Annotated in this window: 15 protein-coding genes; 12 read left to right on the top strand and 3 right to left on the bottom strand. The window is 38.7% G+C overall.

Annotated features, from left to right (window positions below; translation table 11 throughout):
- Positions 1–87: 87 nt before the first annotated feature.
- Positions 88–369, bottom strand: a complete 282-nt coding sequence (gene rpoZ, locus FTU40_RS12965) for a DNA-directed RNA polymerase subunit omega (RefSeq protein ID WP_004650579.1) — start codon at positions 367–369, stop codon at positions 88–90.
- A 76-nt stretch (positions 370–445) separates the two neighbouring features.
- Entirely contained in the window at positions 446–1,069 is a 624-nt protein-coding gene (gmk, locus tag FTU40_RS12960; protein ID WP_180041071.1) for a guanylate kinase, read from the bottom strand.
- A gap of 134 nt (positions 1,070–1,203) precedes the next feature.
- Here gmk and ispH point away from each other — a divergent pair, with 134 nt between their 5' ends.
- The 12 genes from ispH to rplS all read left to right on the top strand — a co-directional run bounded on the left by ispH (position 1,204) and on the right by rplS (position 11,756).
- On the top strand, positions 1,204–2,154 hold the full coding sequence (gene ispH / locus FTU40_RS12955; protein ID WP_005168840.1) for a 4-hydroxy-3-methylbut-2-enyl diphosphate reductase: 951 nt from the start codon (positions 1,204–1,206) through the stop codon (positions 2,152–2,154).
- Between the two features lie 164 nt (positions 2,155–2,318).
- A complete protein-coding gene (locus FTU40_RS12950) occupies positions 2,319–2,774 on the top strand; it encodes a Tfp pilus assembly protein FimT/FimU (RefSeq protein ID WP_180041069.1) in 456 nt (151 codons plus the stop codon).
- Positions 2,771–3,295 carry a type IV pilus modification protein PilV gene (gene pilV / locus FTU40_RS12945; RefSeq protein ID WP_180041067.1) on the top strand — a complete coding sequence of 175 codons (525 nt, stop codon included), beginning with the start codon at positions 2,771–2,773 and terminating at the stop codon, positions 3,293–3,295. The genes FTU40_RS12950 and pilV overlap by 4 nt, the downstream gene beginning before the upstream one ends.
- A complete protein-coding gene (locus tag FTU40_RS12940; protein WP_180041065.1) occupies positions 3,295–4,176 on the top strand; it encodes a PilW family protein in 882 nt (293 codons plus the stop codon). The genes pilV and FTU40_RS12940 overlap by 1 nt, the downstream gene beginning before the upstream one ends.
- Entirely contained in the window at positions 4,176–4,934 is a 759-nt protein-coding gene (locus FTU40_RS12935) for a pilus assembly PilX N-terminal domain-containing protein (protein WP_180041063.1), read from the top strand. Before FTU40_RS12940 ends, FTU40_RS12935 begins: the two co-directional genes overlap by 1 nt.
- A gap of 9 nt (positions 4,935–4,943) precedes the next feature.
- A complete protein-coding gene (locus FTU40_RS12930; RefSeq protein WP_180041061.1) occupies positions 4,944–8,561 on the top strand; it encodes a PilC/PilY family type IV pilus protein in 3,618 nt (1,205 codons plus the stop codon).
- Positions 8,558–8,986 (top strand): type IV pilin protein, encoded by a 429-nt coding sequence (locus tag FTU40_RS12925; protein WP_180041059.1) that lies wholly within the window; start codon positions 8,558–8,560, stop codon positions 8,984–8,986. The genes FTU40_RS12930 and FTU40_RS12925 overlap by 4 nt, the downstream gene beginning before the upstream one ends.
- A gap of 9 nt (positions 8,987–8,995) precedes the next feature.
- Positions 8,996–9,457, top strand: coding sequence for a type IV pilin protein (locus tag FTU40_RS12920; protein WP_218951665.1), 462 nt, complete (start codon positions 8,996–8,998; stop codon positions 9,455–9,457).
- 148 nt (positions 9,458–9,605) lie between these two features.
- A complete protein-coding gene (gene rpsP, locus FTU40_RS12915; protein ID WP_005094274.1) occupies positions 9,606–9,863 on the top strand; it encodes a 30S ribosomal protein S16 in 258 nt (85 codons plus the stop codon).
- 18 nt (positions 9,864–9,881) lie between these two features.
- The gene (rimM, locus tag FTU40_RS12910) at positions 9,882–10,430 is read left to right on the top strand and encodes a ribosome maturation factor RimM (protein WP_074383613.1); all 549 of its coding nucleotides are present in this window, start codon (positions 9,882–9,884) and stop codon (positions 10,428–10,430) included.
- Between the two features lie 27 nt (positions 10,431–10,457).
- Positions 10,458–11,192, top strand: coding sequence for a tRNA (guanosine(37)-N1)-methyltransferase TrmD (gene trmD, locus FTU40_RS12905; RefSeq protein WP_180041057.1), 735 nt, complete (start codon positions 10,458–10,460; stop codon positions 11,190–11,192).
- A gap of 186 nt (positions 11,193–11,378) precedes the next feature.
- The gene (gene rplS / locus FTU40_RS12900) at positions 11,379–11,756 is read left to right on the top strand and encodes a 50S ribosomal protein L19 (protein ID WP_005094271.1); all 378 of its coding nucleotides are present in this window, start codon (positions 11,379–11,381) and stop codon (positions 11,754–11,756) included.
- 83 nt (positions 11,757–11,839) lie between these two features.
- On the opposite strand, the gene FTU40_RS12895 is transcribed toward rplS, so the two are convergent.
- Complete coding sequence (locus tag FTU40_RS12895; protein ID WP_074383612.1) at positions 11,840–12,808, bottom strand: triacylglycerol lipase; 969 nt, start codon at positions 12,806–12,808, stop codon at positions 11,840–11,842.
- Between the last annotated feature and the right edge of the window lie 190 nt (positions 12,809–12,998).

Genomic DNA, 12,998 nt, shown 5'->3' with positions numbered 1-12,998 from the left:
TATGTTATAACCGTTCTGGCATAAATATAAAAGTCACATAACAAAAAAAAGCCTAGTTTAAAACTAGGCTTTTTTTGTGACGATCTCTTATTGGAAAGAAAAACCGTCTAAGTTTAGATTATTTGCAGAAAGTGCAAGATCCAGACTTGATGTTTGATAGTCCTGATCACGTTGTTTCAAAATATCTTTGGATACATGACCTGCAGCGATTTCACGTAAAGCAACAACAGTCGGTTTGTCATTGTCCCATTCTACAGTTGGTTCAATACCTTGACGTGCCAATTGACGCGCGCGCTTGCTTGCCACTAGTACAAGCTCAAAGCGGTTGTCTACATGGTCTAAACAATCTTCAACGGTGACGCGTGCCATAAGAATTCTCGTTTGAATAATAAATTTTAACAGACTGCACAGTATAAAAGGCTTTGCCTATAGACTCAAGTTTTAATCACCGTTCAGTGGGTGTGATCAGTTGCTGAATCAGTTTTTCATGACGGTTGGCTTGCTGCGACAAGGTCAAACGGTTGGCGATAATGACCGCTTCGAGATCATGCAGCGCCTTGTTAAAGTCATCATTGATAATAATATAGTCAAAGTTGCTATATTGCTGCATATCTTCCACTGCACAGCTCAGACGATGTTCAATCACATCAACTGTGTCGGTGCCGCGGTTAGACAGACGTTCACGCAGGTCAAACTGACTTGGTGGCAAGATAAAAATTTGTTGAGATTCAGGAAAAAGTCGACGGACTTGTTGTGCACCTTGCCAGTCAATCTCCAGCAGCACATCATGGCCTTTGGCCAGTTGTTCTTTAACGGTCGCCTGTGCAGTACCGTAGTAATTACCGAATACTTCTGCGTATTCAATAAAACCACCTTCATTGACCAGATTTAAAAAATCGTCTTTCTGGGAGAAATGATAGTGCACGCCATCGAGTTCGCCAGGGCGTTGACCGCGTGTGGTATGGGACACAGAAACGTGAAGGTTATTGACACGCTCAAGTAGGGCTTTAACAAGGGATGTTTTGCCTGTTCCAGACGCTGCAGAAACGACAAACAAGAGACCCGACATGATATTTTTCCTGATATGATAAAATATCTTCTCTATTTTAGAGTAGACCGGCTTTAAACTAAATAGTTACCAGTCGATTGTTTTACATTTATTTCAATTGAACCGCTAAAAATGGTGTGAGTATTGAGGATTCTATGGAAATTGTTTTAGCCAACCCACGTGGTTTTTGTGCTGGTGTAGATCGTGCCATTGCGATCGTGAACCGTGCCCTAGAATGCTTTAATCCACCGATTTATGTGCGGCATGAAGTGGTACATAACAAATTTGTAGTCGATGACCTGCGTCAGCGTGGCGCGATCTTTGTCGATGAACTTGATGAAGTGCCCGATGACAATATTGTGATTTTTAGCGCACATGGGGTTTCCAAGGCGGTACAGCTTGAAGCCGAACGCCGTGGTTTAAAGGTTTTTGATGCAACTTGTCCATTGGTCACCAAGGTGCATATTGAAGTGACCAAATATGCGCGTGAAGGCGTAGAAGCCATTCTGATTGGTCATGAAGGTCACCCGGAAGTCGAAGGCACCATGGGGCAATATGACAAGAAAAATGGTGGTGAAATTTATCTGGTCGAAGATGAAGAAGATGTTGCTGCCTTAACTGTGCATCATCCTGAAAAAGTGGCTTTTGTCACGCAAACGACCTTGTCGATTGATGATACGGCGAAAGTGATTGATGCTTTGCGCCAAAAATTCCCTTTAATTCAAGGGCCACGTAAAGACGATATTTGCTATGCCACACAAAACCGCCAGGATGCGGTACGTGATCTGGCGGAACGTTGTGATGTCGTACTTGTTGTTGGTTCACCAAACTCTTCAAATTCAAACCGCCTACGTGAGCTGGCTGAACGTATGGGGAAAGCAGCTTACCTAGTCGATAATGCTGATGAGCTCAAGCAGGAATGGTTTGAAGAAAATGCCCAGATTGGGGTAACAGCAGGAGCATCTGCACCTGAAATTCTGATTAAACAGGTCATCCAACGTTTACAGGATTGGGGGGCACAGGCGCCAAAAGAGCTGGATGGCCGGGAAGAGAATATTACCTTTAGCCTACCCAAAGAGTTACGTATTCCTGTAACACAGGCTTAGAGTGTTAACTGTTTAACATTCTGTTTCTTATTTAAAAATAAGCAGATAACTGGGAAATGACAGTTATCTGTTTTTTTATGCCATTTATCCTAATTTGTGTTAGTTGTGTAATTTAATTATATACTATCTTTAATGGGGTAAAGTTTTGTTGTTTTGGGGATGAGATGCAGAAAAATAATGGATTTACGCTAATAGAGCTTATGGTAACGATTGGAATATTGGTAATTTTAGCTATATTGGCGGCTCCTTCTTTTAAAACACAAATTTATAATTATGAATTAAAAAAAGAATTAAATGAGTTGGTTGTAGTGTTAAATGAAGCCAAAAACAAATCGAAGCTACTTAATCAGCCTGTGAGTATTTTTTTTCGAAGTAAAAAGGAAAAGGTTGATCCAGAGAACTCTCTTTATCTGGAGTTAGATGTTAATAAATATGAATACAATATGAATGGTGAGGAAATTTTATTTAGAAACAATGGAATAGTTGAATTTTCTGATGGAAAGAATACTTTATGTTTGGGAATTAAACATAAAAATAGTGGAAAGGCAAAAAAAATTGAATTGTCTCGTTTAGGTCTGCAACAGCTTGCAGATGGATCTTGTGGGGGGGAGGGGGTATGAAATTCCAAAAAGGGGTAGGGTTAATGGAGGTCATGATCTGTATCTTGGTATTAGGAATTGCAGTATTAGGTTTTACCGCTCTTCAATATAGATCTTTGGAATTAGCTGCAGAGGCATTAAAAAAAGTAGAAGCTGCAAATTTGGCTAGTAACCTGGCTGAACGAATGTTTGTTAATAGAACGATTTATACAAAAGATGATGACAAGGGATTAATTGATGGAGGGAATACTGATCATTGTTTAACAGCCAATTCAGAGGAGGGTAAAGCAAAGTATATATATTGTTCAGCAGAAGATTTTGTTGCGAAAGATATAGCAGATATCCAACAAATTGCTGCTCAAAAAAATATGAATTTAAATGTATGGGAATGCCCTAAGACTGATAATAAAAGATTATGTATTTATGTTGCATGGGATGACACAAACGCTATTAAAGGGGAAGAAGATAAAAATGCTTGTACCCCAGTAGATGAATTTAAATATTACTCAAATAGTAAGTGTATAGTAATAGAGGCTTTCTAATGATGAAGAAAAATTCAGGTTATACATTAGTGGAGTTAATGATTGCACTTGTCTTGGGTTTAATAATTGTTTTAGTAGCAGTTCAGATGCTTTTGTCAGGTCAAAGAAGCCTAGCATTTCAAACTGCAATGTTGAATGTACAAGATAACGCAAATATTGGATTAAATTATATAGTTACAGATTTGAAGCATACTAATTTAAATTTAATTAATAGAGATATGACTAATACAGGGATTTCAGGCCTTATTGTTGATAATTCAAATTATCCAGAACATATTAAAAATAATAGAAAACTTAGTGATTCTAATGCAGCTGACTCACTTGCTAAAGAAAAAAGTGATGTATTGGTTATCCAGTATAAACCAACATTGGCTAAAGGCTATGATTGTGAAGGAAATGAAATAGATTCAACAGATAAAACCATTGTCCAGCGCTATTTTCTAAGAAAAGATAAAAATGGTGAAAGTCATGACTTGGCTTTAGTTTGTGATGCTGGACGATATTCAGCTTCTTCTACTAATACAGGACTTAGCAATAATGATGATGAAGCGGGACAGATCATCATGCAGCGTGTTGATCAGTTTAAAGTATTAGTTGGTGTTCAAAATTTTGTTACTTCAGAATTTTCGTATATGACTTTGTCAGATTTTGCTGATATAGAAGCACCTGAAAATGAAAAAATTAGAGCTGTTTCTTTACAGGTTGGTATTTTAGCGCGTTCTTTAGATAATGCCGGGACCGATACAGTAGAAAAACTAAATTATACCTTACTGAATTCTCCTCAAGAAATTGAGAAGCTTAAAACAATGCGTACCAAGTATATACGAGTTCCCGTAGAGCAGACTGTTGCATTCAGAAATGGAATAGGAGATCGTTTATAATGAAGCTATTAGCTCAAAAAGGATCAGCGCTAATTGTTGTGCTAGTGATCGTCATGATCCTAACTATCATTGGCGTAATGGCAATACGTTCAGGAATAGTAGGACTTGCTATAGCAACTAATAGTCAAGCGTCTCATATCATGGATCAAAATAATGACGGAGCACTATTTAAAATTGAGAATAGCTCTAATTTTGATGAATTTTTATTAGGTACTGGTCTATTTGGGTTTCCTAAAATGGAAGTGAATCGGGATAGGGAATTAGTTATCTGTTACCGGGGTAATATGACGCAATTTTATCAATTTTATCATGCTAGTTTAGTCTACCTAGAGCAAGGTGAAAATGAGCCAAAAATTGAAGATATTGGTGGTTCATCTCGATCTGGTTTTTGCCAGGTTAATAAAAATAAAAAAGATTTCGTGAGTGGTCGTGCAGCGGCTATGACGCAAATTGCAGTGCGAATTTCTGGATATACAGAAGGTGATAATGAACCTTTTTCTCACTATCAGATAGGTACTGATACTGAGAATGGTAAACTTGATGAAACAGCACGTTTGATTATCACTGCAACAACGGTAATGCCTACATTAAGTACTGAAGATCCAGAAATTCTCAATGCTTGTATGAAAAAACTAAGTTATGTAAGTACGGATATAAATGTAGAAACAGTCTCTGAATGTCTTAGTAAAAATGCTGCGCCGTTTAAAACACAAGTATCTGAGTATAGTTTAGGTCAATTTATTAAAAAAGTAGGTTAGGGGATCCTTATGAAAAATAACGCATATACAAAAAGTAAATGGATGCATTTCAAAGTATCAACCTTATCCGCATCTATAACAGCTTTAGTAGTGAGCTCTATTCCGACTCAAATTTCTGCTTCTGACATTGATATTTATCAGTCTGGTGGTACAGGGGCTACAACGATCTATATGATGTTGGATAAATCAGGGAGTATGGATTACGCGAAAGGTTTTTATGATGATTATGGCTATATTTATGGTAATCATACGGAAAAAAACAAGAATGTTTGTGACTCGTATTATTATGTAGGGCCAGATAATGGGGGGAGCTATGGGCCTATAGCTGATGGTGGTTTTACAAATTGGGGGACGGGTTCTGGTGATTACAAATTAGGAGGGTCGAGAAACTGTTCAAAAGTTAATTATACAGTTCAGGATAGTGTTTGTGTTCGGAAATTAAGTGATATTGATCTATCAATCAAATTTCAAGCAACTGATTACTATTATGTGAAGAAAAATCAAGATGGTATTTGTGAAGTTGATTTTTCACACTTTCCAATTAAAACTGGCACAGAAAAAGTCAAAATTGATAAAGTAAAGAATAGGGTGAAAAACACTTGTACAGATATTTCTGGTAATGGCACGAAATATCGTTGCTTGAGTCGAATGGCAAAACTGAGAGAAGGTCTAATGAAGATGATCGTAGATTCTTCTGTTGATAAATCGAAAGGTTTTGCTCTTGGAGTATACTCAGGAAGTTCAGCACAGACACTTTTAACTTTTACGGAAATGACGGATGATAATAAGAAAAAGATTTTACAAAAAATTGAAAGTATTACTGCTGAAGGTGGTACACCAATAGGTGCAGCTTATAAAAAGGCTAGCGCAGAGTTTGGTACATCTCTCTATTTTAATGATAAAAGCAAACTTGAATGTTCAGGTAATGGAATTTATTTTATGACAGATGGAGAACCATCATCCGATAGTACAACTTTTGGTTATGGTACTACTTCTTCATATACAAAAATATTGCCTGAGAAAAATGCCAGTGAATTTTGGAATAAGATTGGATATCAAGCGCAATATTTAAAAAATTCAGAATTTAAGATTAAGACAGCAACTGTTGGATTTGGAAGTGAATATTATTTCAGCACTCTTCCTGAAGATATGAGTCAAGTTGATTGTGCTAATATAGGTACATCTGGAAGCAATGCTCAAAGTTTATGTAAATGGGGGGCGAAAAAATCTGAAATAGGAAGTGGTGGATTTTATACAGTACAATCCACTAATGATTTAATAAAAAGCCTTAAACAATTTATTAGTGATTCTACTGTTCCTATTGAGGGGTCTACAATGGGAACTAGCACTATTCCAATAGATGCTCTAAATACTACTCAATTACAGCCATATTCATATTTTCCAATGTTTAAACCCTTAATTGGTTCTAAAGAACAACTTTGGGCGGGGAATTTAAAGAAATTTAAGGTAGAAGATGGAACTATAGTTGATATTAATAAAAACTCAGTATTTGAAGGCAATACTATTAGAAAAAAACTTACAGACTATTGGTATTCTGCAGGTAATACCGAAGATGAATATATTACTTGGGGTGGTCATCTTAGTCGTTTAAAAGCTAATAATTATCCTGAAGCTGGAGAGAATTCGACTAACCTTAAGCGAAATCTATATATCAATATCAATGGGACACTAGAAAAAGTGACAAATGTTCTTTCCGAGAATATGGCTTTAGATAATCGTCATTATTTATATGGACTATTAGGTTTTTCTAAACTGAAAAAAGAACATTTAGAGGAGTTAGGCTCTAAAGAATATACAGAGCAATTGTCCTATTTAAAGAGTAAACTTTTTGATATTAAAGGTTACCAAATGGGGTCGGTAATTCATTCAACTCCGTTATTGTTAACTCAAAAAGGTGCACTTGAAATTGATAAAGGTGTGATTTCCTCAAAAGATCGTGAAGATTATATTTTATTTGGTACTACACAGGGCGTATTGCATGTAGTAAAAGCTGGGCAGCAAGATACTGAAACGCCGGATGCAGAGGGTGGTAAAGAAGTATTTAGCTTTGTCCCTAATGAATTTTTAACCCGACAATCCAAAGGTTTTGCTGAGTCTTTGGCACAGGAGAGAACAGACTCGGTTAATACATTCTTTTATGGTATAGATGGGCCATGGGCAGCACACACAGAATATGAACCACTTATCACTGATTTTTACAAGAAAAAAGATGAAGAATATGTTTTGGATGATGATGGGAATAAAATAATAGAATCTACTCGTTCGGCATTAGTCGTAAAACCAGATAGTACGAAAAGCCATCAATATGTATATGGTGGTTTGCGTATGGGAGGCGATAGTTATTATGCGCTCAATCTTTCTGATATTACCAAACCTGAATTAATGTTCCATATTGATCCGCAAAAATATAAAAACTCTGCATTACCAGAGGATAAATCACATCCTCTTGCTTATATGGGGCAAAGTTGGTCTAAACCCACAATTACTTACATCAAGTGGAATGGGAAAAAGAAACTTGTCATGATAGTAGGCGGTGGGTATGACATTAAGTATGAAAAACCAGACTTTATAAGTAGCACTTCAGATCCGGTAACAGGTAACGGGGTCTATATTTTTGATGCTGAAAATGGAAAACTATTGTGGTGGGGAAGCAATAGAGTTGATAAATCAACAGATGCAGAAAATGATAATCAAGGTAAATTAACTAAATATGCATCCTCCTCTATTAGTGGAATGACAAATAGTATTCCATCGCGTGTTAAGGTTATTGATCGTGATGGTGATGGTATAACAGATCATTTATATGTAGGGGATTTAGGAGGTAAGGTATTTAGAATAGATTTAAATCCTCAACATCTGATTGATAAGGTTAAACCACAATCATTTACTTTGAATGCATTTACATTGGCTGACTTGGGTAAACGTCGCTTTTATGAAGCCCCAACCTTTACAATCCATAAGGGTAATTCTACACGCTATGCTGTTTTGACAATGGGTTCTGGTGACAGAAGTAGTCCTTTATATACTGCAGATGATCATACAGATTGGCTGGTTGGTTTATATGACTATACGGTTACTAACAGTAAATTACTGCCACAAACGACTATTACAGCGAATAACTTGAAAGAAATTTATAATACCAGCTCAGTTGCTGATAATACTGAGCAGAGTCCTAAAATGGGATGGTATTATCCATTACCTAAAACAGAAAGTGAGGATAAAAAGAATAAATATCAAAGCCGTATCCTAGAGGAAGGGATGGCTTTAGCAAATGAGCTGTATGTATCAGTATTTAGCCCTCAAAATAGTACAGCAAAAAAGGATGCTACTGAATGTACGGGTGGGATTACTGGTCAAAGTACAATATATCAATTCTGTTTGCCAGATGGAGAGTGTGCAGGAACAACAAAACCTAAAAATATAGGGGATTTGGGGCCTGGTATCATCGGTCTAACATTGGGAACAGGGACAAAAGCCAATCAACGAACTTTTATCTTTAATAAAAAACCAGATGAAAAACCAGATGAATTTGTTACCTTGAACAAGCTATTACCTCAACGCTGGTTTGAATATTCACCTTATAAAGTGAAAGGTAAATCAGAATGAAACAACAAGGTTTTACTCTTCTTGAATTAATGATAGTAGTGGTTTTACTTTCAGTCATGGCAGCAATAGCGCTGCCTATGTACAGCCAATACGTTCGAAAAAGTCATGAAAAACTTGCTGTACAAAAAATAGGTGATATAGCTTTAAAACTTGAAAAGGAAAAAACTAGGAATTTCAGTTATGAAAACTTTAAATTATTGCATGATGATAAGTATGTTTTTAAAAGTAAATCATCCTCGGATAAAATCTATACTATTCAGGTGGCTGCTACAATGTTGGGCTGGAGCGTAGCAGCATGCGTAAATCCGTCTTTACCGAATTCTGCACTCTATAAAAATTTTGCTATGAATAATAAAAATATTAAATGTGAATGGGTAGATGATAAATGTACAGATCCAGATGATATTCCAGATGAGTGTAAATAGGGAAAGAAGATGATAAGTAAAAATCCTGGTTTTACTTTAATTGAAATGATGATCGTAGTTGTAATCATAGCCATTTTAGCAATGATTAGTTATCCAAGTTATAAAAGTTATGTTAAAAAAACAAACCGGATGGAAGCTAAAGCAGAATTAATGGAGATAGCTGGTCGATTGCAAAAATATAAGTTAATTCATTCGACTTTTAGACCAAATAATACGCCTATTACATTAGCTACAATAGGCTATGCTGTAAATGCAAATGGTTCGATATTCATACCTAAAGATCGCGGTACGACATATAGGATATCACTGCAGGAAGTAACAGATGATGGTTGGTTACTTGTTGCTATGACAGAAAATACACAAAAAGGAGATGGCACCCTGGGTTTAGATCATAGGGGGCATCATTGTTGGTCTAAAGGAGACGATAGAGGGCGTTGTACACCTAATTCTGCAACAAGTTGGGATGATTGATTTCATCCAAATCCAAAATTGTAGCCAAACACTTTTTAATCTTTCATTCAGGGTAAACTTCGCGTAAAATGTTGCCCTCTATGAAAGGGGTTTGAAATGTATCGGTGGTCGGTGCAGGGATAATCCGTAAAAACTATAAGGTTCTATCATGGTTGTTATTCGTCTTACTCGCGGTGGTGCTAAAAAACGTCCGTTCTATCAAATCGTTGTAACTGATAGCCGTAATGCACGTGACGGTCGTTTCATCGAACGTATCGGTTTCTTCAACCCGACAGCTCAAGGTAAAGCAGAAAAACTTCGTTTAGATGCTGACCGTTTTGCTCACTGGGTTTCTCAAGGTGCTCAACCTTCAGATCGCGTTGCTTCTTTAGCTGCTCAAGCTAAAAAAGCTGCAACTGCTGTTTAATATGGTAGTAGATTGCCCATGACACCAACACAGAATGTTCCCGAAGATCGTATTCAGATTGGACAGCTACGTTCAGCATATGGATTAAATGGGTGGCTCTGGGTCTATTCCAATACAGAACCCATGAGCAACATATTTGACTATCTGCCTTGGTACATTGAGACCAAAGCAGGTTGGCAAATTGTTGATGTAAAACGTTGGAAACCACATGGTAAAGGCCTGGTTGTTTCGCTTAAAGGTGTGAGTGATCGCACTGGGGCAGACCAACTGGTTGGCACCAATGTCTGGATTGCTAAATCGCAACTGCCTCAAGCGGGTGTAGATGAATATTATTGGTCTGATTTAAAGGGTCTAACAGTGTTAGGTCTGAATGATGAGGATCAAGAAATTAATCTCGGTCAAATTTTTGAACTGTTTGAAACAGGTGCCAATGATGTGATGGTGGTTCGCGCAACTGCCGACAGTATCGATGGCGAAGAGCGCATGATTCCATGGCATAAAGATGTGGTACAACGCGTTGATCTTGAAGCTGGTCGTATTTACGTCAATTGGGGCGTAGACTACTAACACTTTTTGGAAATAAGGGAGTCTGCGATGTTTTTTGCAGTCATTACGCTTTTTCCTGAAATGTTTGAAGCGATTACAGCCTACGGTATTAGCGGGCGCGCAGCAAAACGTGATTTGATGCAAATTCATTGTATCAATCCTCGCGATTTTGCGACGGGCAACTACAAACGGGTGGATGAACGTCCATTCGGTGGTGGTCCGGGTATGGTGATGATGGCGGAGCCTTTGGCACAAGCAATCCACCGTGCCAAAGAGCTTGCTCGTGAAGCAGGTGCAGTTCAGGTTCCTGTGGTGTATATGTCACCGCAAGGAAAGACCTTAAATGAAGCTGCGGTACAGGACTTCGTTCAATATGACGGATTGATTGTACTGTGTGGGCGTTATGAGGGGGTCGATGAACGTTTGATCCAGCAATATGTTGATCAGGAATGGTCAATTGGAGATTACGTCTTGTCGGGTGGTGAACTGCCAGCGATGGTTTTATTAGACAGTATTATCCGGAGGCTTCCGGGGGCGATGTCTGATGAACAATCCCATGTGCAAGACTCCTTTGTGGATGGTCTGTTAGACTGCCCACAATATACCAAGCCTGACCAGTTTGAAGGTTTGGATGTGCCTGAGGTACTTAAATCAGGTCATCATGCAAACATTGAAAAATGGCGGTTTTTGCAGCGTTATCAACGGACACTTGAACGTCGCCCTGAACTGGTCGAACAAGTAGAATTGACCAAGCAGCAAAAAAAATGGCTGAAAGATTTGTAAGACATTGCTGAGAAATTGGTGCTGTCTTCGAAAACGGTACTTAAATTGAGTTTAAGTATTCTTTAATAGGCCCTTTAAAGTTGAGATGGTCAACTTTAAAGGGAAAGATAATCGGGTCTATGCGCTTTAGCCTCTAGCCCCCGCGATGATCAGACCTCTTCTGACTCGCATTATTGGAGATACCCCATGAGCGGTAAGCATCCTTTAGTTCAAGTAATTGAAAATGCACAATTGAAACAAGACATCCCTGCTTTCGCACCAGGTGATACAGTGATTGTTTCTGTAAAAGTTAAAGAGGGCGACCGTGAGCGTCTTCAGGCTTTTGAAGGTGTGGTAATTGCGAAGAAAAACCGTGGTTTGAACTCTGCGTTCACAGTACGTAAAATTTCTAGCGGTGTTGGTGTTGAGCGTGTATTCCAAACTCACTCTCCAATCGTAGCTAAAGTTGAAGTGAAACGTCGTGGTGATGTTCGTCGCGCTAAACTTTACTACCTACGTGAATTGTCTGGTAAAGCTGCACGTATCCGTGAAAAATTACCAGCTCGTAAAGTTAAAGCTTCTTAAGTTTAGGCTCAAGTTAAGTTTTATCTCGAGTTAAAAAATGCGCCTTTGGGCGCATTTTTTATATTCTAATATTGATATAAGAACTATAAGCCTTGCAGTTTCAATCGATTGGCATGTTGACGATACACATCGACTGGGTCAGGGGCAAAGATGCTTTTCAGGCCCAAGACCATATTGACTTCATCCAGATGATTCCAGTTGTAGTTATCACGAATGGTTTTACCAAATTTGGCACTACAGCGAGAGACCAGACCATCATTGTCCTTGCCACCATCAATCAGCAGGCTGGTGACTTTCAAAGCAGAGTCGGGATCGAGAATGTTGGTCACTGTGCCAGTGCCGGTAAATGAATAGTTATAAATATTATTCTGTTTATAGGCACCTTCGCCACAGGTCGTGCTTGACATTCCCAGCGGATATTTCTGATTAAATTGTGCCGATCCTGCCAGTGTCAGACTGCGACCACCTGCAAGAGAATCATGCGGGAAGCTGTTTGGATCCAGTCCTTGGGCCCAGGTGATGGCTTTAGACACCAGATTAATCCCACCGACCAAAGGGCCTTGTAGTGGCGTATCTTCTGCCTGAAGAATCAGATCTGCAACTGGTGAGCCTTTATGCGGCGCACCGACCGCAGTCAGAGAGGCGACCAGTTGAGGCGCTACACCAGCGACATAACGAATCGTGGGACCACCATGAGAATGACCAATCAGATTGACTTTAGATGCGCCTGTAATCGCCCGAATTTCCTTCACTTGTTCTAAGAGTTGTTCACCGCGAATTTCTGATGAGTTAAACGGCGATACTCGGGTCGCCCAGACATTGCCACCATTGCGGGCCAGATCCGGTAAAATCTGATACCAGTAATCCAGACCAAACTGATCTGTACCGACCCGGATAAAGCCTGCCATCCCGTGTGCAAACACGATGGGATATTGGGTCTTGGCATAGTGTGAGCTGGCTTTCGCTGTGACCTGACTGGCCTGAGTGGATGCCTGAGCCGTGACACATGTGCCTGCCAGCAGCAGACTGGTGATGAATAATCCGTATTTCATGCTATTTTCCTCATTTTTGTTGTTTTGACAGGATGATTCTTATCCTGCTTTGTCAAATGACCCAGAGGTGGTCCCACTTGTTTGAACAACTAAAAGCTTATTTATAAGTGATATTCTGCTCTAGTTAAGCTACCTTATTTTGTTGTGGTAGCTGGTCATAGTAAAACTCATCTGGAGTCATTTTGTCCAG

Origin of the sequence: Acinetobacter sp. YH12100 (genome assembly GCF_013419135.1) — a bacterium.
Lineage (GTDB): Bacteria > Pseudomonadota > Gammaproteobacteria > Pseudomonadales > Moraxellaceae > Acinetobacter > Acinetobacter pseudolwoffii.
This window is presented reverse-complemented; position numbering and strand designations above follow the sequence as displayed.

What these genes read in the sequence shown, in the direction of transcription:
- FTU40_RS12930 (WP_180041061.1), top strand. Translation starts at nt 4,944, where the DNA reads ATGAAAAATAACGCATATACAAAAAGTAAATGGATGCATTTCAAAGTA.
- FTU40_RS12950 (WP_180041069.1), top strand. Translation starts at nt 2,319, where the DNA reads ATGCAGAAAAATAATGGATTTACGCTAATAGAGCTTATGGTAACGATT.
- FTU40_RS12925 (WP_180041059.1), top strand. Translation starts at nt 8,558, where the DNA reads ATGAAACAACAAGGTTTTACTCTTCTTGAATTAATGATAGTAGTGGTT.
- rpsP (WP_005094274.1), top strand. Translation starts at nt 9,606, where the DNA reads ATGGTTGTTATTCGTCTTACTCGCGGTGGTGCTAAAAAACGTCCGTTC.
- FTU40_RS12895 (WP_074383612.1), bottom strand. Translation starts at nt 12,808, where the DNA reads ATGAAATACGGATTATTCATCACCAGTCTGCTGCTGGCAGGCACATGT.
- FTU40_RS12940 (WP_180041065.1), top strand. Translation starts at nt 3,295, where the DNA reads ATGATGAAGAAAAATTCAGGTTATACATTAGTGGAGTTAATGATTGCA.
- rplS (WP_005094271.1), top strand. Translation starts at nt 11,379, where the DNA reads ATGAGCGGTAAGCATCCTTTAGTTCAAGTAATTGAAAATGCACAATTG.
- rimM (WP_074383613.1), top strand. Translation starts at nt 9,882, where the DNA reads ATGACACCAACACAGAATGTTCCCGAAGATCGTATTCAGATTGGACAG.
- FTU40_RS12935 (WP_180041063.1), top strand. Translation starts at nt 4,176, where the DNA reads ATGAAGCTATTAGCTCAAAAAGGATCAGCGCTAATTGTTGTGCTAGTG.
- FTU40_RS12920 (WP_218951665.1), top strand. Translation starts at nt 8,996, where the DNA reads ATGATAAGTAAAAATCCTGGTTTTACTTTAATTGAAATGATGATCGTA.
- trmD (WP_180041057.1), top strand. Translation starts at nt 10,458, where the DNA reads ATGTTTTTTGCAGTCATTACGCTTTTTCCTGAAATGTTTGAAGCGATT.
- pilV (WP_180041067.1), top strand. Translation starts at nt 2,771, where the DNA reads ATGAAATTCCAAAAAGGGGTAGGGTTAATGGAGGTCATGATCTGTATC.
- gmk (WP_180041071.1), bottom strand. Translation starts at nt 1,069, where the DNA reads ATGTCGGGTCTCTTGTTTGTCGTTTCTGCAGCGTCTGGAACAGGCAAA.
- rpoZ (WP_004650579.1), bottom strand. Translation starts at nt 369, where the DNA reads ATGGCACGCGTCACCGTTGAAGATTGTTTAGACCATGTAGACAACCGC.
- ispH (WP_005168840.1), top strand. Translation starts at nt 1,204, where the DNA reads ATGGAAATTGTTTTAGCCAACCCACGTGGTTTTTGTGCTGGTGTAGAT.